The organism is Nostoc sp. DSM 114167, assembly GCF_052692655.1.
Genome location: NZ_CP195116.1, coordinates 6773599 through 6794098, shown reverse-complemented (window position 1 = coordinate 6794098; position 20500 = coordinate 6773599). Strand labels below are relative to the sequence as shown.

Annotated in this window: 19 protein-coding genes and 1 pseudogene; 15 read left to right on the top strand and 5 right to left on the bottom strand. The window is 40.4% G+C overall.

The features are described 5' to 3' along the window. The first annotated feature begins 74 nt into the window (after positions 1-74). The 4 genes from NSTC731_RS28645 to NSTC731_RS28630 all read left to right on the top strand — a co-directional run bounded on the left by NSTC731_RS28645 (position 75) and on the right by NSTC731_RS28630 (position 3636). The gene (locus tag NSTC731_RS28645; protein ID WP_445627911.1) at positions 75-1274 is read left to right on the top strand and encodes a sulfate ABC transporter substrate-binding protein; all 1200 of its coding nucleotides are present in this window, start codon (positions 75-77) and stop codon (positions 1272-1274) included. Between the two features lie 222 nt (positions 1275-1496). Continuing rightward, positions 1497-2357, top strand: coding sequence for a sulfate ABC transporter permease subunit CysT (cysT, locus tag NSTC731_RS28640; protein WP_445627910.1), 861 nt, complete (start codon positions 1497-1499; stop codon positions 2355-2357). After that, positions 2344-3219 carry a sulfate ABC transporter permease subunit CysW gene (gene cysW / locus NSTC731_RS28635; protein WP_322670851.1) on the top strand — a complete coding sequence of 292 codons (876 nt, stop codon included), beginning with the start codon at positions 2344-2346 and terminating at the stop codon, positions 3217-3219. The genes cysT and cysW overlap by 14 nt, the downstream gene beginning before the upstream one ends. A 150-nt stretch (positions 3220-3369) precedes the next feature. Further along, positions 3370-3636 carry an NIL domain-containing protein gene (locus NSTC731_RS28630; RefSeq protein ID WP_445627909.1) on the top strand — a complete coding sequence of 89 codons (267 nt, stop codon included), beginning with the start codon at positions 3370-3372 and terminating at the stop codon, positions 3634-3636. Positions 3637-3912: 276 nt separating this feature from the next. Here NSTC731_RS28630 and NSTC731_RS28625 read toward each other — a convergent pair whose 3' ends face one another. Continuing rightward, positions 3913-5424: a hypothetical protein gene (locus NSTC731_RS28625; protein WP_445627908.1), complete on the bottom strand. Its 1512-nt coding sequence runs from the start codon at positions 5422-5424 to the stop codon at positions 3913-3915. Between the two features lie 767 nt (positions 5425-6191). Here NSTC731_RS28625 and NSTC731_RS28620 point away from each other — a divergent pair. Both NSTC731_RS28620 and NSTC731_RS28615 read left to right on the top strand, forming a co-directional pair. Then, positions 6192-6857, top strand: a complete 666-nt coding sequence (locus NSTC731_RS28620) for an NIL domain-containing protein (RefSeq protein ID WP_445627907.1) — start codon at positions 6192-6194, stop codon at positions 6855-6857. Positions 6858-6879: 22 nt separating this feature from the next. Then, on the top strand, positions 6880-7212 hold the full coding sequence (locus tag NSTC731_RS28615; protein ID WP_445627906.1) for an NIL domain-containing protein: 333 nt from the start codon (positions 6880-6882) through the stop codon (positions 7210-7212). Positions 7213-7218: 6 nt separating this feature from the next. On the opposite strand, the gene NSTC731_RS28610 is transcribed toward NSTC731_RS28615, so the two are convergent. After that, a complete protein-coding gene (locus NSTC731_RS28610) occupies positions 7219-7809 on the bottom strand; it encodes a Crp/Fnr family transcriptional regulator (RefSeq protein WP_322692966.1) in 591 nt (196 codons plus the stop codon). 244 nt (positions 7810-8053) lie between these two features. After that, positions 8054-8779, bottom strand: coding sequence for a serine O-acetyltransferase (gene cysE / locus NSTC731_RS28605; RefSeq protein ID WP_445627905.1), 726 nt, complete (start codon positions 8777-8779; stop codon positions 8054-8056). 215 nt (positions 8780-8994) lie between these two features. Between cysE and NSTC731_RS28600 the strand changes: the two genes are divergently transcribed. The 3 genes from NSTC731_RS28600 (at position 8995) to NSTC731_RS28590 (ending at position 11266) form a co-directional block, all read left to right on the top strand. Then, positions 8995-9477, top strand: a complete 483-nt coding sequence (locus tag NSTC731_RS28600; RefSeq protein ID WP_445632191.1) for an RrF2 family transcriptional regulator — start codon at positions 8995-8997, stop codon at positions 9475-9477. 18 nt (positions 9478-9495) lie between these two features. Beyond that, positions 9496-10458: a cysteine synthase A gene (gene cysK / locus NSTC731_RS28595; RefSeq protein ID WP_445627904.1), complete on the top strand. Its 963-nt coding sequence runs from the start codon at positions 9496-9498 to the stop codon at positions 10456-10458. A gap of 253 nt (positions 10459-10711) precedes the next feature. Next, positions 10712-11266, top strand: coding sequence for a hypothetical protein (locus NSTC731_RS28590; RefSeq protein WP_445627903.1), 555 nt, complete (start codon positions 10712-10714; stop codon positions 11264-11266). Between the two features lie 169 nt (positions 11267-11435). On the opposite strand, the gene NSTC731_RS28585 is transcribed toward NSTC731_RS28590, so the two are convergent. Further along, positions 11436-12146, bottom strand: a complete 711-nt coding sequence (locus tag NSTC731_RS28585; RefSeq protein WP_445627902.1) for a cadmium resistance transporter — start codon at positions 12144-12146, stop codon at positions 11436-11438. Between the two features lie 189 nt (positions 12147-12335). Here NSTC731_RS28585 and NSTC731_RS28580 point away from each other — a divergent pair, with 189 nt between their 5' ends. Then, positions 12336-12989, top strand: coding sequence for a cadmium resistance transporter (locus NSTC731_RS28580; RefSeq protein ID WP_445627901.1), 654 nt, complete (start codon positions 12336-12338; stop codon positions 12987-12989). A 51-nt stretch (positions 12990-13040) separates the two neighbouring features. Here NSTC731_RS28580 and NSTC731_RS28575 read toward each other — a convergent pair whose 3' ends face one another. Continuing rightward, the gene (locus NSTC731_RS28575) at positions 13041-13838 is read right to left on the bottom strand and encodes a sulfite exporter TauE/SafE family protein (RefSeq protein WP_445627900.1); all 798 of its coding nucleotides are present in this window, start codon (positions 13836-13838) and stop codon (positions 13041-13043) included. 651 nt (positions 13839-14489) lie between these two features. Here NSTC731_RS28575 and NSTC731_RS28570 point away from each other — a divergent pair. From NSTC731_RS28570 to NSTC731_RS28550, 5 genes and pseudogenes are all read left to right on the top strand, one after another. After that, positions 14490-14653: pseudogene (locus NSTC731_RS28570) on the top strand (NADH-dependent alcohol dehydrogenase); the annotation flags it as partial. Positions 14654-14995: 342 nt separating this feature from the next. Then, the gene (locus NSTC731_RS28565; RefSeq protein ID WP_445627899.1) at positions 14996-15583 is read left to right on the top strand and encodes a TetR family transcriptional regulator C-terminal domain-containing protein; all 588 of its coding nucleotides are present in this window, start codon (positions 14996-14998) and stop codon (positions 15581-15583) included. 41 nt (positions 15584-15624) lie between these two features. Next, positions 15625-16068: an acyl-CoA thioesterase gene (locus NSTC731_RS28560; protein ID WP_445627898.1), complete on the top strand. Its 444-nt coding sequence runs from the start codon at positions 15625-15627 to the stop codon at positions 16066-16068. A gap of 830 nt (positions 16069-16898) precedes the next feature. Next, a complete protein-coding gene (locus NSTC731_RS28555) occupies positions 16899-17729 on the top strand; it encodes a squalene/phytoene synthase family protein (RefSeq protein WP_445627897.1) in 831 nt (276 codons plus the stop codon). 537 nt (positions 17730-18266) lie between these two features. Continuing rightward, positions 18267-19862: a protein kinase domain-containing protein gene (locus NSTC731_RS28550; protein ID WP_445627896.1), complete on the top strand. Its 1596-nt coding sequence runs from the start codon at positions 18267-18269 to the stop codon at positions 19860-19862. The last annotated feature ends 638 nt before the right edge of the window (positions 19863-20500 follow it).

Sequence of the window (20500 nt, the reverse complement as noted above, 5' to 3'; positions counted from 1 at the left end):
GAATCATCCAGTATGATAAACACTATATAACTGTATTCCCATCGACTATTTGTGGATTTAGTGGAGGAAATAGAATGAGTTTGTGGCAACGCTTATTGAAAAGATTACAAGCGATGTCTTACGACAAGCTGCTAGCCTACGGCAACGCCAAAGGCGAACGCATCTACGCGTTCAATAGAACGTATCGATTCAAACTAAATTCGCTCAAAGGCTTTGTATCACTCTTTTTGGTAGGTACTGTATTGAGTGTAGCCCTTGCCGCCTGCTCTGGTGGAGGAACTGGGAGTACTTCTTCTTCTGAAACCCCTGCTGCTAATGCTACTCCTGTGGCTGCAAGCAAAGATAGTGTTGAACTAACTCTAGTTTCCTTTGCTGTCACCAAAGCCGCTCACGAAGCAATTATTCCTAAGTTTGTAGAACAGTGGAAAAAAGATCATAATCAAACTGTTACGTTCAAGCAAAGCTATGGTGGTTCTGGTTCCCAAACTCGCGCTGTTATTGATGGTTTGGAAGCAGATGTTGTTCACTTAGCATTAGCTGGAGACACCACAAAGATTGAGAAGGCTGGATTGATTCAGCCAGGATGGGAGAAAGAAGTTCCCAACAATGGCATTGTCTCCAAATCTGTTGCAGCAATAGTCACTCGTCCCGGCAATCCTAAAGGCATCAAGAACTGGCAAGATTTAGCCAAAGATGGTGTGAAATTGATTACTGCTAACCCCAAAACTTCCGGCGGTGCTAAGTGGAATTTCTTAGCACTATGGGATTCTGTAATTAAAACAGGTGGCGATGAGGCGAAAGCTACTGAATTTGTGACTAAAGTTTACAAAAATGTGCCAATCTTGCCTAAAGATGCGCGGGAAGCTACTGATACATTTGCCAAGCAAGGGCAGGGAGATGTCTTAATCAACTACGAAAACGAAGTTCTTTTGGCACAACAAAAGGGCGAGAAGGTTGAGTATGTCGTTCCCGATGTGAATATATCCATCGACAATCCGATCGCTGTGGTAGATAAAAACGTCGATAAGCACGGAACCCGCGAAGTTGCTGAAGGTTTTGTGAAATACCTCTATAGCCCAGAAGCACAGCAAGAGTTTGTCAAATTAGGATTCCGTCCTGTGGATGAGACTTTAGCTCAAACCAAGGAAGTCACTGACAAATTTCCTAAGCTGAAAACTCTGGGTACAGTTGCAGACTTGGGCGGTTGGGAAGCAATTGATAAGAAGTTCTTCGCAGATGGGGGCGTGTTTGACAAGATTCAAGGCAAAAAATAATTCGTAATACTTCGGCTACGCCCTTCTCTACGAGAGGCTGCGCCAACGACTACGCTCAGGACAAGCTCAGTACAAGTTCGTAATTCGTAATTCGTAATTCTGACTCCACAACTTTCTTTTCTCCAGAATAAAAAATAGTTGGTCTGTGGTTGAATTACGAATTAGCAATTACGAACACTGGCAAAAAGCTCCTTGTGAATTTCCAATTTTGAATTTTTGACTATGACGACTGTATCTCCTTCTGTAGAAGTTGAACGCAAAACACCGTTTTTGAAGAGATTGGAGCGAGTTTCTTGGACTTGGGTAATCACCATTGTATACTTGACAGTTATGTTGCTGATCCCCATAACTGCAATGTTCCTGAAAGCAGCTACAGAACCTCCATCTAGGTTTTGGGCGATCGCAACCAGTGATATCGCACTAGCAACATACAACGTAACTTTTGTGACGGCAATATTTGCTGCCTTACTCAATGGGGTATTTGGAACTCTAATTGCTTGGGTTTTGGTTCGCTACGACTTTCCCTTAAAGCGCTTGATTGACGCCACAGTAGATTTACCCTTTGCACTACCAACTTCGGTCGCAGGGCTAACCCTGGCAACAGTTTACAGCGATAACGGCTGGCTAGGTTCGCTACTAGCACCATTGGGAATAAAGGTGTCTTTTACCCGCACGGGAGTAGCGGTAGCAATGATATTTATCTCACTACCTTTTATTGTGAGAACTGTGCAACCCGTGCTTCAGGAAATGGAACATGAAATTGAAGAAGCCGCCTGGTGTCTGGGTGCTTCTCAATGGCAGACCTTCTGGAAAGTGATTTTGCCACCTTTATTTCCCACGATTTTGACTGGTGTTGCCTTGGGTTTCTCTCGTGCAGTTGGAGAGTATGGTTCAACTGTGATTATCTCCTCTAATACGCCCTTCCAAGATTTGATCGCACCTGTACTGATTTTCCAACGGCTAGAGCAGTACGACTATTCTGGTGCAACAGTAATTGGCATAGTTTTACTATCAATTTCGTTGGTACTGTTATTGGCAATTAATTTCTTACAAGCATGGGCAAGGCGATATGACAGTAGATAAGCCAAGTTTTCACTCATCTGCATCTGAGACACATACGGCCAAGCCGAAAGAGCAGAAGAGTTGGGTGCCAATAGTTTTAATTGGGATAGCGATCGCTTATTTAGCCCTAGTTCAATATATCCCGGCAATTAACGTTTTTGTCCAAGCCTTTAGTAAGGGTGTTGGGCCGTTTCTGTCCAACCTGACGCGACCAGCTTTTATCCATGCAGCTTGGCTAACACTGTTACTAGCTGTGATTTCTCTACCTTTAAATACGGTATTTGGTTTATGTGCAGCTTGGGCGATCGCTCGTCATAAATTTCCTGGACGCGCCGTAGTTTTGAGCATTATCGATCTGCCCTTTTCAATTTCGCCTGTAGTTGCAGGATTAATGATTGTGCTACTTTACGGCCGGAATGGGTGGTTTGGCCCTTGGCTCCAAGCCCATGATATCAAGATTATCTTTGCCTTTCCAGGTATGGTATTGGCTACAGCCTTCGTGAGTATGCCTTTTGTCGCACGGGAAGTAATTCCGGTTTTAGAAGAATTTGGTAAGGATCAAGAAGAAGCTGCAAGAACTCTAGGTGCAAAAGATTGGCAGATATTTCTGCGCGTCACTCTACCTAGTATCCGTTGGGGCTTACTCTATGGTTTAATTTTGACCAATGCCAGAGCAATGGGTGAATTTGGAGCGGTTTCAGTGGTATCTGGCAACATTGCTGACCAAACCCAGAGCCTACCACTGTTTGTAGAAGACGCTTACAAACAATACGAAACTGAAGCGGCTTTTTCTGCAGCTGTACTGTTAGCGTTGTTAGCAGTAGTAACCTTGGTGCTGAAGGAGATTCTAGAACGGAAAACCCGCATTAAAGATGTTGAATAGAAAAATCAAGCGATTATAGTTATCTTTTGAAATAGGATACAAGCAAATCATGGGACATGGTACGATCTACTTAGTACCTATCAGGAAATTACCGTTAGGGTTAAGAGTAGTTCTGTACCAATCCCGATTAGGGATTGAAATAACTCAGATATGGCTACTGACAATACACTTACCAATAAACGGATTCGACTCAGAATTCCTAAAGATTATCACCAGGAACCTGTCATTTCTCGCCTGGTGTCTGACTACGGACTGATTGTGAATATCACGGCAGCGATTTTGGGAGCCAATGCTGTCGGAGATGGTTGGTTTGACCTTGAACTACAAGGAACAGATGCACAAATTCAAAGCGGTTTAACTTATCTCCGCGATTTGGAATTGGAAATCTGGGATGATACTAAAGCAACCGATTGGTAAGAGTTATAGTAACACAAACAGTTTATTTGTCTGGTTTTAAGAGTCTTGAAACCCAATACGCTTGGGTTAGTGCCAAAAACTTTGAAATGTGTAGGTTGGGTTGAGGAACGAAACCCAACATTTTCGGGGTTTTGTTGGGTTGCGCTTTGCTTAACCCAACCTACAATTTTCTTTAACTGAACTGTATTGTATTAAAACCCGCAGATCCCCGACTTTATAAAAGTTGTCGGGGATCTTATTTCTGATAAATGATTCAGAATTGCTGTAGTGATTTGTCTACAAAAGTGTATACCAAGTACCGTTATTATTTTGACGTAAAATACGGTATTTACTCTCAAGAAATTCTAGCATTTTGGGAAAACTTTTGTTGATAGTAGGCTGCTGAATATCATCAATAAAGATATAAGGAGGCTTAGATGAATCTAACTCTTCTAAAAGTTTTGTCCATTGCTCAGGCAGAAAATATTCAAGTGCCCAACCACGTAGTGATGTTGCCTGAGTCCGATTGGAGAAGTAGTAAATAGATGGATCGCCAGCTACATAAATCTCACCAGGAAGACTTTCTGGTTGGGAGATAAATTCAGCCTCTGAACGAAGAGATGGATATTTTGCTCTAAAAACAGTCTGATATTTGAATCGTGTCTCTTCAGTTAATGCAAAGTTATTATTAGCCAGAACAACACTCTTTTTTATCAGAGTGTGCGATAAAGGAAAGAAAAACAAAAATATCAGCAGAATTGTCGTAAATGGAGAACTCAATTTTATTAAAGACTCCCATAAAACATCTAATCCTTTAGTAGCTAAAATACCTAAAGGTACAAACAATAGTAAATAATGGTATTCCCAAAATGCGCCACGTTGTAGAGCTATCACACCCCAAGCAAAAATACACCAAATAACAAGTAGCAAAGTCAATATATTCTTGGACTTACGTAATGATACATCTACTGCAACAGTAGCAGCTAAAAGTAGAGGGTAAAAATTATTTAAAAACCATTTTATTCCTGCAAAAAGCCCACTTGGATTAAATTGGGAATTAGCAACAATCCGAGGTGGATATACAAAAAATGTCTGATACAAAATTGGTAAACTATTAAACCAGGCAAAATAGATAACAATACATAAAATAGGAAATATAATCCCCATAAAAATGGGAATAAAGATTTCTACAAATACTTTTGTAATTGGCTGCCGTTTGATCGGCAAAGAATATATCAAAGTAGTTAGCCAAAAAGAAAGTAATATTAGTAAAAGTATTAATTTAAATGTGATGACAATTCCACCAATAAAGCCTGATAGTAAAAGTATAAAAAATGCTTTTCTACCTTCATATTTAAAAGATTGAGAAGTTAACCAAACACAAGTAAATAAAGGCAAACTAACCAGTGCCTCTACTTGAGTAAGATGCCAAGGCTGTGAAACAATATAGTAAACGCCAACCGTTAACAAAGGTACTAAACTTGCGATTATCGGATGCTGAAAATAGCTTTTTAGACTCAGCAACAATATTATAGACAGAAACACCATGTAAATAAGTTCAAAGAGATGGATGCCAATCTCATTAAAACCAAATAAAATTCCTCCCAAAAAGTAAAAGCAAAAAATCCCCGGTTGCTTGACATCCCAAAAATCACGATAGAGTAACTTTCCTTGTTGCATCTCCAAAGCACCAAGCCGAAAAAATGCTTGATCTCCATCAAATGGAAAAGGCAAATGTATAAGACCAATAATCACAATCCCAATCAAAACTAAAAAGTCAATTTTATTTAATTTAGTAATATTAATCATCAACTTTTATCATGAAAGTTTAAGCGACTATTCTACAGTCATTAATATCCTAACAAGGTAAAGATCAAGGCAATTTTAGGATATGAACTTAAAGTTTAAAGTTTCTGCGATCGCGTCAACACTGACTTTTCATTTTATTAAAAATTACCTGAAGTACCAAAAATATTTAAGTAAGTAGGCAGTCACAAATTAAAGTACATTAAATAATGTAAAAAACATAATTTTTCTCTGCTTTGAAGGCTCTAGCCCTACTTTGAGGGCTAGAGCCGCTTAATCTAAACCTTTAATTATTAACACCGTTCTACTTCTCACAAGAGATGGCAGTTATTCCTAGAGGAAATAAGTATGAATAAAAACTTTCCTTCCAAGTAGAGCATCTAACATCGTCCACTGCCTAAGTCTCAAGTTGCGCGTGGATTACTTAAACTGGACTATCTCTGTAAAAGGTATACATACTATTTTTTTATAAAAATGTCAACCGTATTAACCTCAAGCTAGTCAAAATATAATGAGTTTGATTTACGTTATTTTACCCATTGTATTTTTTCCGTCTTTGTGGGAGTCTCCTTTACATAACAATTAAGTGCATAAAATCGATAGATTTACAGTAGTTTAATAAAAGCTAGAAATATGAACATTTCTATGAGGCTAACATTCAAGCAGACACAGTTGAGTTGTGGGGGCACGACATCAGCAAGATTCTCTGCCGAACCCAAAAATTGCGTAGGCGCAGTCCGCCGTAGGCATCGCTATTGGGAATTAATCTGATGTCTCAGAGTAAATCCGTAGAACCTGCTTCAGTCCACAGTCGAATTCTCGTGCCTCAACGGTATAACAGGCAACCTGTAATTTCTCGACTGGTTTCTCGTTATGGTTTAACCGTCAATATCAAAGCTGCATCCCTGACATCCGAAAATGACAGCGATGGCTGGTTTGATTTGGAACTTTCAGGAAATCCTCAAAAACTGACAAATAGCCTATCTTACTTGCAAGGATTGGGAGTGAATTTACTGCAACTCGCGATCGCTAACCAAATTCAACTTAACCAGCACACTCTACCTTTCCCAAATTCAGCTAGTAAACTCAGTCCCAAAGACTCTGCATGGCTGACAAATAAATGGCAAGAACAATTCCAGCAATGGATTTCTCAAGGTCAAACCAATCGATTGCGCTTACAACTGTGCATCTTAAAATCTTATTACCAAGAACCAGTAATTTCCGAGTTAGTTTCTGGTTATGGACTAACAGTTAATATTACCAGTGCGATACTTCAACCCGATACGCAAGATGACGGCTGGTTTGACTTGGATTTGTGGGGAAGAACAAAGCAACTCTACTCTAGCTTGAGTTATTTAGAAAAACTGGGACTACCGATTTGGCTAGATTTGTCTAGCGTTTATAGCGATGTCTACGACGGGCTACGCCTACGCTAATTAATAAAATCATCACTATCCAATGTCAGCACTAAATAACCAAAAAACCAATTCCCAAAACAGACTATCACTGGTTTCTTCAGTTTCTGAAAAAAGCCAAATCACTCAAATTCGTCTGCGGATACATATTCCCAAATGCTATCTGCAAGCGCCCGTGATTTCGCAGTTAATTTCTACTTACGGCTTGGTAGTTAATATTACCAAGGCTATGCTACAACCAAATACAGAAGGATGCTTTGACATTGAACTGCGGGGAACAGTGCCACAAATTTCTCGCGGTTTAGCTTACCTAGAATCCTTGAATCTTAGAATTGTGGGCAAGCCGAATGCCGACGGCGATAGCTGGTTTTACTGAAATAATTTAAATTTCGTAGTACCAAATTTCTTCTTCTTTGAGAACAATTCGATGTAAGGAGAGGCGATCGATCAAGCCCTCTTGCTCAAACTGCCCCAGAACACGAGTGATCGTAACACGAGTTGAACCGACCATTTCCGCCAGGTCTTCATGAGTCAGACGCATATCTATTAAACGTCCCTTCTCAACTTCCGAACCAAACTTTTTGGATAACCATGCCAATAGCTTGATAAGCATAGTATCCACTTTTTTATGGCTACGAATGATCATCAATTCTTGAGCCTGTTGGATATGGGCTAGTAGAGTTTCTGTGAGTTCAGTCCACTCCTCTAGAGGTAAAACTGTTGCCTCCACTTTAGTTAGGCATTCCATTTGATAAGGTTCTAATTTTGACAACCTTTTACCAACGACATCTCCAGGCCCCCACAATCCTAAAGCAACAGTTGTACCATCTTCCAGATAGCTAAAAGTTCTTACAAAACCCGTTTCAATCTTCCAAAGGTCGTTATGATGCTCTGGCAGAAATGACCTACGGGCAAAAAGTTGCTTAGTATTGTTACTGTTTGAACTTGATAAGCTTGTGTACAAAGACACCATATATATAAAACTATTCTCCGATAAATTAACCGTAGTATTACATTTATATCAGGTTATAAGAACCTATGGGTATTTTAAAGAGGAGAGGAGGGGGCAGGGAGCAGGGAGCAGGGAGCAGGGGGATAAGGGAGACAAGGGAGACAAGGAGATAAATAAAACTCTTAACTCTTAACTCCTAACTCATTACTCATTACTCATTACTCATTACTCAGCACTCTCAATGCCCAATGCCCCATTCCCAAAATTAAATTCCTGCACCATCAAGAAAATCTTCAATCATCCCATCAGAATTTTTGCTCTTAGGGTTGTCAGTTAATTCGTCGCCAAGCTCAGTTGGGGACAAACTTGATTGTTCCAACTCCTCGAACTGTTTCTCTAGAGACTTGACGCGTTCAAATAAAGCACGGATGACTTCAGCTTCTACGTCGCGGACTTTATCATGATCCAGAATATTGGTAGATGAGTTGTTCTGACGAGTCACACGCCCTGGAATCCCAACTACTGTAGTGTTACTGGGAACATCTCGTAATACCACTGAACCGGCTCCGATACGGACGCGATCGCCAATTTGAATATTTCCCAATACCTTCGCACCCGCTCCCACAACCACATGAGAACCTAAAGTTGGATGGCGTTTGCCACTTTCTTTTCCAGTCCCGCCAAGGGTGACACCTTGATAAATCAGGGCATAATCCCCTACGATCGCAGTCTCGCCAATCACAACTCCCATACCGTGGTCAATAAACACTCCCTGGCCAATTAATGCCCCAGGATGGATTTCAATTCCGGTTAAAAACCTACTAAGATGAGAGATGAATCTTGGTATGAAAGGAATTCCAATTTTATACAGCCAGTGCGCCAATCGATGAAACACTAGAGCTTGGAGTCCAGGGTAACAAAACAATACTTCTAGCCAGTTACGGGCTGCTGGATCACGCTCAAAAATGGTTTGCAAATCAGTTAGTAGCATACTCTGTTGAGATTTCTATTGATGGGTGAGGCTCTGAAAACAGAAACTCAGGATGACTCCCAGAAAAAGGTCGAGTCCTTATATTGGGAATTGTGTAATATCTAAATCTACGGTAAGTCGATAGATTATAGTGTTTTTGTGGGTAATAAGTGGGATGCTATCACATTCCACAGTTGAAAAAAATTAATTTCGCATAAACTGCGATAAGTCCCTCAATTCACCGTAGTATATTGAGTACAGTCTTGAATAGCCAAAACTACGCTCTCTTGGATCTGTCTTCCAAAGTGGAATACGCGCTGCTGGCACTCTTAGAACTAGCAAGCCACCACGGACAAAAACTTCCTTTAACCATGAGCGAGATCGTTGCCAAGCAACCCATACCTGAGCGCTATCTGGAACAAATTTTGACTAACCTCCGGCGTGCTGGTGTGGTGCAGAGTCAACGCGGCTCTAAAGGAGGTTTCGTTTTAGTTCGGGAACCTTGGCAGATTACAATACTTGAAATTGTCACTTTGGTTGAAGGCGAGCGGAAAGAGAAAGATACCTCTAACTCTCCGACTCTAGAAAAGACTCTGGTTTATGAAGTTTGGGAGCAAGCTAACGCTGCCTCAATAGAAGTTTTGGGTCGTTATACACTCCAAGACTTGTGCGAGGAAAGAGAAACTCGCGCCCAGCAGAGTCCAATGTATTATATTTAGACACGACGGAGTACCCACATGCGGATAGCGAAAGATATCACAGAGTTAATCGGCCGAACTCCTCTAGTTCAATTAAACAAGATTCCCCAAGCTTCAGGAGCGGTTGCTCGGATTGTGGTGAAGCTAGAAAGCATGAATCCAGCATCTTCTGTGAAAGACCGGATTGGCGCGAGTATGGTGGAAGTGGCAGAAGAAGCAGGCTTGATTCACCCCGGAAAAACTGTTTTAGTAGAGCCGACTTCTGGAAATACAGGAATTGCGCTAGCGATGGTGGCAGCTGCCAAGGGCTACCATCTCATTCTAACGATGCCTGACACAATGAGCCACGAAAGACGATCCATGCTCAAAGCTTATGGCGCTCAACTAGAGTTAACGCCAGGGGTAGAAGGGATGCGAGGAGCGATCGCTCATGCAGAACAGCTTGTAGCTAAAACGCCCAATGCTTATATGTTGCAGCAGTTCCGCAACCCTGCTAATCCGAAAGTTCACGCCGAAACCACAGCCGAAGAAATTTGGAATGATACCGATGGAGAGGTAGATATTCTTGTGGCGGGAGTAGGTACTGGTGGGACGATTACGGGAGTTTCAGAAGTTATTAAAAAACGGAAGCCGAGTTTTCAAGCGATCGCAGTTGAACCCAGCAACAGTCCGGTATTAGCAGGCGGTAAATCAGGGCCTCACAAAATTCAGGGTATTGGCGCGGGATTTGTCCCAGCAATTTATCGTTCCGAACTGGTAGATGAAGTGATTCAGGTAGCCGATGAGCAAGCGATCGCTTACAGCCGTCGCCTTGCAAAAGAAGAAGGATTACTATCGGGGATTTCTACTGGCGCTGCTTTATATGCGGCTATTCAAGTGGCACAACGACCAGAAAATGCAGGCCGCCTCATCGTCATGGTACAGCCTAGCTTCGGCGAACGTTACCTCAGCACCTCACTATTCAAAGACCCAGAGGAGAATGAGTGGTTGAGTAAAGTTTGATTTCTTATAGTTAAGTAAGCATTCTCAGGATAAGACTCTTAATGAGGCAACTTAGAATCGTGAATTAAACTAAGTTCCAGGATTAGGTAGGGGCGGGTTTCCTCGATCCGATCGTGAACTGTTAATTAGATCGTCAAATCCGCCCTTCTTTACAGTTTGGGGAGTTATTTAATCCTGATTCCTTAGTACAAAAAGGCAACTATACTGGACTGGAGGCACAGAGAAGTTCGAGCCGTTCAAAACCAATAACAGTATGATAATACAGAATACACCAGAACTGGGTAGGTTAAATGGATACATGGAAGCTATGAGTTGTTGCCTACAAGGTGGCAACTATGTCATCTGGTTCAGTGCGAAGGGAATAAAGCTTGAGGATGGTGATTTAGAGCCTCAAACATTGGACAAACTAGCCATTCAAAAAACTTCTCAAGAAGCAACGCCAGATTTAGAAATGCAAAGATTAATCCAATTGGCTTATCCAGGAGCAAAGCCAGAACTGGCTACCATGTGTGAGTGTTATCATGCTTCCACAGTGCTGACTACCAGAATTAATACTTTTATTGCACGCATCAACCCATCTGACGGATTCAAAAACGTTGAAAAATCTAAAAAGCGCAATCTGATTACAAGTTTTTGGCGGAATGTCAATGAGTGTATTGATTACCAGAATGCGAGAGTTTTTCAATATAATCCAGCCTTTGATATCGATGACGAACTGTGGGATTTTATTATCTGGGGATTTACATTTTTGATAGTTAATCAAGAACAAAGACAATGTTTATTAATACACGCTGGAGCATCTGATTAACAATAGCGATCGCCTAATCTTCTGTTCTTTTGGAATATTGCGATTGCTTCAGCACACTCTCCTGCTGTTCTACTGTGTACGCACAGCCGTTAGCTGATACAGAAACAGAAATTTTTTCAAACATCAATCCTTTCGGAGATTTTCGCCACGTCCGTCGTACTAGTTACATTCATTTACTAGAATTTCCGCCAATTTTATCATTACTTTCATTATTTTTCACCAAAATAATCAAACAGATACTACTAGCAGCTAGCTTTATTGGACTTAAAGCTTCACTTTTTAATACAATAAAAGCGCCTAATCCGATAAGAACAAAAGGTACTAGATTGTTAATGTAGTGAGTAAATACTTCAGCTATAACTCTGTTGTTAATTAATTTATATGCAACGTAGCACCAAACTCCTAACAAGAGAAAAAATAATCCGATAATTACCAAAAAGCTCTCTAAGTTGCAGCTAGCAAATAAAGGTATATAAACACTAATATTATCGCTTCCATTGGCAATTGTAACAGCAGCCACACTATAAGCTTGGGGAGAAAAAAAGCTAGTAATCGTTGATGTTTCAGCTTTTTCTGTTGCAGCTACAACTTTTTTTGATGAATCTTCTTCCTGATTGACTAAGCTACTGATACCTATGGACATTGGTAGTAAACCAAGTAATCCAATCCAGTTTTTTGATAAAACTAATCCCCCAAATAAACCCGAAAGGCTAAGGATTAACAGAACTGTAAAACCGAGAAACTGGCCAGCAACTATATGCCGGGGGCGAAAGTTAGCATTTATTTGAGAAAAAAATAATAATAGAATGACAATATCATCAATATTAGTAGCAATGAATGCGATTGCCCCTGTAGTAATTGCAGTAACTAACTCGTTCATATTTTAAAATCAAGAAGAATTGAGGAGTCAGTAATAATTACTGTGTCATTTTAAATCTAAGTTGTACCAGAAGGTTAAAATAATTCGTGATTGATAATGACGCGCGAGTATTTGTCAATAATTACGAATTACGAATTACGAATTAGTGAATTTGGTATGGTGGTAAATCGTAGATTCTAAAAATCCAGCATGAGTCAGCTAGGGACAGCCTTCAGTGAAGGGATAATTGCCTTCATCGCCACTAACATAGATGACATCATTATCTTGTTAATATTTTTTTCACAAGTAGATGCTAATTTTCGGCGGCGGCATATCTTACTCGGTCAATATTTGGGTTTTACAGCCATTATCATCGCTAGCTTACCAGGATTTTTTGGTGGATTGGTTGTACAGCGAGAATGGATAGGATTGTTAGGACTACTACCAATAGCAATTGGTATTCAACAATTGATATCTAGAAAAGAAGAAACTATAACAGTTCAGACAGTCAGTAGTGATTTTATAGAGCCTACACCTACTAACCCGGTATTGTCTTTTATTTTGAGTATTTTGCACCCCCAAACCTATAAAGTGGCAGCAGTAACGATCGCTAATGGTGGTGACAATATTAGTATATATATCCCTTTGTTCGCTGGTCATAACCTTACCAGTTTGGGAGTAATTTTAGGTATATTTTTTATCATGGTAGGAGTTTGGTGTGCGATCGCTTATTTTTTAAGCCGTCAACCTACCATTGCTAATATTTTAAGTCGCTACGGTAAAGCTGCCGTACCTTTTGTGTTAATTGGCTTGGGTCTGTTGATTATGTATGAGCGAGGTACATTCACTCTACTCTTTGGGTAAGAAGTTAATCAATGTTGGATGTTGGATTTGGAATTGAAAATCTCAAGTTGGTTACACTTGATGAACTAATTTCCAACTTACCATCATTAAAATGGCGTAAATAATAAACCGTAGTGGCCGTTGCGGAGCTACTTGGCAGATTTTAGCACCTAGTAACACCCCAGGCACAGAGCCTAACCATATAGGCAGTACCAAACTCCAATCAACTGTTCCCAGGCTGAGATGACCAAGGGCTGTAAACAGCAGTAAAATCGCTGCGTGTGAAATATCTGTACCCACTAACTTCCGGGCGTCAAGGCGGAAAAACCCAATCAGTACTAGGGCAAACATCGAACCTGAGGAGACGCTAGTTAGACCCACCAGACAGCCTAAAATTGCTCCTAAAGTAACTGTCATAAATCGACCAAAGTTAGTTTCTAAGTCTAACTTTGGCAGTTCGGGTAAATTAAATTTGGGGAAAAAAGTCAATAACAACAATTGCACTAGTGCTAACAATGTGACTAGCAAAATCATCCCGCCAAGCAAACGGAGCAAGATATTATCCAGGCTATACTCACCTGTATGTTTAATGAAGTGCAAAATCCCTACTCCGAACAATGAGCCTGGAACACTTCCAAAGGTCAGCCATTTGACAACTTCTGTGTCGAGGGTTTTCTGTTCCCAATGCTTGACGCTACCAACAATTTTCATTAAGGTGGCGGCCACAACATCAGAACTCACAGCGATAGAAGGCGGAACCTGAAAAATAAAAATTAACATTGGGGTGATGAGAGACGCTCCACCAATACCCGTCAAACCAACGATGATACCAACAAAAAAGCTTAAGAACGGTAGTAATAAATAGTGCATACTCTTCAGGGGTTTCAACAATTAGTTATCAGTTATCAAAGTCCTGTTGAATCTCCCACTTCTATAAGTGAGCAGCGTCGGTAAGGGTTGATTAGATCCCCAAACGAAGCCTTGATAACTGTTCACTGACTTAATTACGAGCAGTTAGAGAGCAGCAACTCAGCCAAACTATAGCCCAGTGGTAGACAGAGCTAGTTATGACAAGTTATTGTGTTTCTCAATGATTCCTGGACAACTTAAAACCTGTCTGGAAGTTTTTGTAAGCATGACAACTGGCATTTAGCTCAAACAGAATTTGATAACTGCTTATTGGTCAGTCGCTCTGCGAAACTCAACTTCTAACTAGGTTTTTCTACAGTTTTACATATAAAACCACGTAAGGCGATGCACTTACCGTATTTTACTCGGAAGTATGATTAAACGTCTAGCGTATTCGCGTTGTATATTGCTCAATTATCTGGATAATACACCGCAGTCAGTCAAACTCCCTACGGACTGGTTGCTCAAAAATTTACCTACAAGTTAGTAAGCATAGGGATAATATCAAACTTTGTAGAGACGCGATATATCGCATTTATGCTGCAATTAGGCAATATCCTGAAAGTGATTACAATACTCAAGGTCAATTTCGATTCCCTAGTTTAATGACTCATGGAAAACTTTGTTTTTTGCAATCCAGTCAAAATCCTGTTTGGCAAAGGTCAAATCGCCAACATTGCTGCTGAAATTCCCGATCGCGCCAAAATCCTGATTAATTATGGTGGGGTAGCATCAAAACTAACGGCGTCTATAACCAGGTGAAGTCTGCATTGGCAAACTTTTCCTCCAGCAAGAACTGCCTGGTTGTTGAGCGACTAGCCCTCTTGGTAGTCGTTGGCGTAGTAACAGAGCGTAGTCGTACCACTTCGTGGAAGCAAGCTAGCAAGAGCGTCTCCAAGAGTTGTGCAGCCTTTCCAAGAGTTGGGAGTCGAAACACTGCCTCCTGCCTTATTTTCAAGGCAGGTCTAATGCCTAGTTCTTTACTCAGTGTTGAAAAAATCTTGACTTACAAGCAACTATCATGATAGTTTAAATCAAACCATTCGGTCGGTAATATTTTATTTACAGCAATTTTCAATTCAATAAACTCCTCACTCCCTACTATCAAAATCGCTGTAATGTCCAAAGGCGAAGAAACAAAAACTAGAATTCTTGAGCAAGCAGCCGAACTGTTTAATCAACAGGGGTATGCAGGTTCATCGATGTCAGACATTATGCGTGTAACTGGATTGCAGAAAGGAGGAATTTACAATCACTTCCAAAGCAAAGACGATCTCGCACTACAGGCTTTTGATTTTGCGATCGCTCGCATTAAGCAGCATACTAGATTTGCATTACGAAGCAAACACCACGCAGTAGAACGTCTGCAAGCAATCATTGGGGTGTTTAGTAGCTTCGCAGAAAATCCACCAATCAAAGGCGGGTGTCCACTGCTGAATACTGCTGTGGAAAGTGATGATGCTCATCCGGCGTTGCGACAACGTGCTCAACAAGCGATGAACTCTTGGCTACATCTAATTTGTCGAATTATTGAAAAAGGAATTAAAAAGGGTGAAATTCGCCCGGAAGTGAGTGCTGATGAAATCGCTACCATCATAATCGCAACACTGGAAGGAGGCATAATGATCAGCAAGCTTTATGGAGATTCAATTCATATCCATAGGGTAATTAATCACTTGAATCAATACTTAAAAACTTCTCTTTAATTGAACAGACCAAGCAGTATTAAAAAATATCAAGAGAAATAATGCTAGTAAATAACAACTTACACAGACCATTAGAAGTAGTATTAGCAATTCCTGTCAAAACATACGACATTGATTTTATGGGAATTGTGAGTAATATCGTGTATATCAGATGGCTAGAGGATTTACGTCTAAAGTTTTTAGATGAACATTGGCAACTCAATCAACAAATTGAGCTAGGATATACACCAATTCTAGCTGGGACTGAAATTGAATATAAACGTCCAATAAAGATTATCGATCGAGTGATTGGACGTTTATGGCTGAGTGGTTTAGGACGCTTAAAGTGGACTGTGCAAGCTGAAATTTTATCTAACAATGAGTTAGCAGCAGTGGCTAGTCAGAAGGGTGGTTTTGTCAGTTTGCAAAATAATCGTCTTATTCCCATTCCAGAGGAATTACATAAAAAATATTTACAGTATCAACAAGAGATTCAGAAAATTTAATAATTAGGAATACTTCTATATTTTTTTAATTTTTTACAAACTGTTCGGTTTGTTTGTAAACATAATCTAGACTATAACACCGATTCTTGATGAATACGCGAAAGAACCCCAATGCCTACGGCATCTCCCCTTCCTAAGAGCAGATGGGGAGGTGTCCTCTCATTCCCACTTCTTGCAAAAGTCGGGAAAAGGTATGGAATTTTCCCGACTTTTGCCAATCTCGTAAATATACGGGAACTTCTTGTTCTAAGTTTTGGTCACTTTATGTCACTTTAAACAGCAAGACGGTTCTGACTCCAATCGATTAGGCTTAGTCCAACTCAGGCATTGCAGCCTTATATGTTGTCCAATTTAACTGACCCTAAATCTTCGGTAAACCATTGTACCCATCCAAAGGTATGTACAAATGCTGTTATCCGTTGTCAGCTTTTCCTGAATTGTCTTTATATATACAAGAATTACATTTTGTTAGTCAGATTAACGCAGACTTCAAGCACTTTCAAATCGCTAAAATGGATGTTTGCTTATAGAACAATTTCGTCATATCCAACCAAATATTACCATAATTCTTTATATGTATGCTAAAAGTTTATGAAAGCTATATCAAACGACACTTCAAACACTTTTGCACCCAAAAACCTCTATACTAGACTAGACTTTGATAAATTTGAGAGTTTTGTTAATTGCAATACCAAAAACTATCAATTTTTAGATGAAATACTAGCGTATCTTATAGTCTATAGTTTTTAAAGTTTAGTCAAAACTATATCCAGTATCATCAAAAAACTGCAAACTTCATGTGGTGCAAAAATCAAGTGGGGAGTGAAAACATGAATTTACGTAGAGATGCATTGCAAATCCTCAAAGAAACTAGCCGAACTTTTTATATTCCAATTAGTCTTTTACCGCCAGGATTGCAAGAAGCAGTAGCATCAGCATATTTGTGTATGCGTGCCATTGATGAAATTGAAGATCATCCCGAACTAGATAACGCTACTAAAGCAAAGCTGTTAAGAACCATTAGCTTGACATTACAGGCAGGAGTTGATGGCTTTGCGGTAGATGCTTTCTTTGCAGGATTTAGTGGGTATGAGAATTCATTAGAAGAAGTCACTTTGAGGATTAGAGAATGGTCACTGCTAGCACCAGACACCATTGCACCTCGAATTTGGGATGCCACTGCTGCAATGGCTGACCGGATGGCTTATTGGTCAGAAAAAAACTGGAAAATTTATACAGAATCTGATTTAGATCGTTATACCTTTGGAGTTGCAGGTGCAGTGGGACTATTACTTTCTGACTTGTGGACTTGGTACGATGGAACACAAACAAACCGTACCCAGGCGATTGGTTTTGGGCGGGGTTTACAAGCAGTCAATATCTTGCGTAACCACACTGAAGATTTGAAGCGTGGGGTAGAATTCTTCCCAGAAGGTTGGAGTGCAGAAAATATGCAAGAGTATGCCCGACGCAATCTAGGTTTGGCCGAAGCTTATATCAAAGACCTTCCTACCGGGCCAGCCTTAGATTTTTGTCAAATCCCCTTCACCCTGGCAAACGGCACTCTTGACGCCCTTGCTAATGGTAAAGAGAAACTCAGCCGCAGTGATGTTTTTGCACTTATCGAACAACTGACTAGTGTGAATATGAAAGCTAGCTAATAATCTCTTAATGACTAATGGAGATAATTCTAAATTGCCTCCAAATTTGGGCATCCAAAATTCTACAGCGAATTTCTGTAGAGTAGCCAGTGCGGTCTTCTCCCTTTGGGAGGAAGGGGAGACGCTAAAAGCGATAGCGTCGGCGGCAAGCGAGTCGGCGAGCGTCTGGGGTTTCCCCAAATTAGTAACTGGCGTTGGGCACTGCCCTCCAATACCTTTTAATACCAGTTCTCCCATACAAAAAACCAGATTAAAGCTGATTTTCTGAATGGAATAACAGCACGATGCACGCCACAAGCCTTGAGAAAGCGTGATTAGGAATTAGGAATTGGTAGAAAGTAGCATACACAGTCTTTACCAATGTAAGTATAATAAATAATCTTGTTTAGCGATCGCTTTAGGTAATCTCAGTTAAACTTTAGGAACTCTTCAAAGGATTTCCAGCAAAAATTACCTGGCAAGAGTTGATTAATGTCTAAATAATTGGAAGAGAGTATAACACTCCCCGTGATTATTCGTGCAGCGAGTTGAGAGTGCATGAGCTACTGCTTAAATCCTACCTGTTCCAATCCAGAAAATTTGGTATATAGCCAAAGGTGTCAGTCTTGTGGCTCGCAACTACTGTTGCGCGATCGCTATCAGACGATCAAACCATTAGGTCAGGGTGGCTTTGGAGCGACCTTCCTAGCCAACGATCGAGGCTTACCAGGAGAACCGAGTTGCGTAATCAAACAATTACGTCCATCAGGAAGCGCTCCATACGTTTTACAGATGGCCAGAGAACTCTTTGAACGAGAAGCTAAAACTTTAGGTAAGATTGGCAATCATCCCCAAGTACCAAGATTGTTAGACTATTTTGAAGATCGCGAGCAATTCTACTTAGTTCAAGAATATATCAGTGGTGACACCTTGCAAGAGGAGGTCAAACTTAACGGCATCTTGAGCGAAACTGGAGTTAAGCAATTTTTGAGCGAGATTTTGCCACTGTTGCAATACATCCACGAGCAAAAGGTGATTCACCGTGATATCAAGCCAGCCAACTTAATCCGCCGCACTCAAGATGCCAGAATGGTACTCATCGATTTTGGTGCCGTCAAAAACCAAATTAGCCAAAGTGCGGCAGGCCCATCAGGACAGACAGCATTAACTGCATATGCTATTGGTACTCCTGGTTTTGCACCTCCAGAGCAAATGGCTATGCGTCCAGTCTACGCCAGTGATATTTATGCACTAGGTGTGACATGCATTTATTTACTGACTAGCAAAACTCCTAAAGATTTAGATTACAATCCCAACACTGGCGAGATGATGTGGGAGCAGCTTGTGCAAGTGAGCGATCACTTGGGCAATGTGTTGCGAAAAATGTTAGAGGTGTCTGTACGTAATCGCTATCAGTCAGCGGCAGAAGTTCTCAGAGCATTGGAAATAGAACCATACTTAGATAGTTTAGCAAAGGGTTTGCTGACTAAATCTGATAATCGATCTAAAGAGCGAACACATAACCACCTGGAAAATTCTGCTGTTTTATGTAACAATCCTGCTGGTACCAACACTGGAGTGGCACAGGTAGCGGCAGCGATTCGTGCTAGACGAGCCAAGGCAGCGGAAGCTGCGGGATTACACCAGGGTTCTGGGATGGCCAAATCAACGACTTTCAGTAGCAACAGCAATGGTTCACAAAGTCAAAATTCTAAAGTTGGGCGAAAGTTAGATACCCAAGCTTTATTGACAGCTTATCTGAAGGGAAGACGAGATTTTGCCTTACACAATTTAAATTTGCTAAATCTGCAAGGTGCTGATTTATCTCAAACAAATTTCCATTCTGCTCAATTGCAAAAAACCAATCTTCAGGGAGCTAATCTTCACAATAGTGACTTTGGCAGAGCCAGTCTGACTCGAGCAAATCTTAAAGATGCTAATTTGAGCAAAGCATACTTTAACCATGCTGATTTAGAAGGAGCAGACCTGCGAGGCGCAGACCTTAGCAATGCTTATCTCAGCAATGCGAACCTCCGAGGAGCTAATCTGTGTGGTGCTAATCTCACCAGTGCCAAAATTTCTGATGAGCAGCTAGCACTAGCAAAAACAAATTGGATGACCGTGCGTCCCAATGGCAAACGAGGCCTGTTGTGATTTGAAAGTGTGAACTACCCCAATCTTTAGACGAATGGAGTTTCCTGATTCCTCGGGAATAGTCTGTTTTGCCGTCGTATTTCTATGCGAATATTCTCCGATATTAGGTTCTAGATTATCTTGAAGGATAAATCTTTTTTATTGAAATCAATTATTTTCGATTAGCAGAATAGCCTCAACCTCCCTGCTTTTCAATTCTCCATTTTTATTAACAATTTTCAAACACTTGTTCGATCGAAATCACAATGCTGAACTTTTCTTATATATGGGAAAATTAGCCCTGATTCTTTTCGAGAAAACTTAGATTTATTCAAAATTGACCAAATATGTATAATGTTTCAGTTAAGCCATAGCCATCACTCTCACGAATATTAAGAAATATCCGACTATCTAGCAAAAATACGTAGATGGTTGTCAATTCTTCATGAAATCTTTATGATTTTTATCTGTTACAAATAACAAATGATTATTTACAATAAACCATAAAGCATCATAATAATTTTATAAAGGTATTTACATGCTTTTGATGGCTATAAATAACAGAGAATCTCATACCTAAAATTTGTAAAATAGCATGTTTCTAAACCACTAAATTTTTCAGATGGCAGCAAAAAGCAAAAAATCAATTATTCCTGATT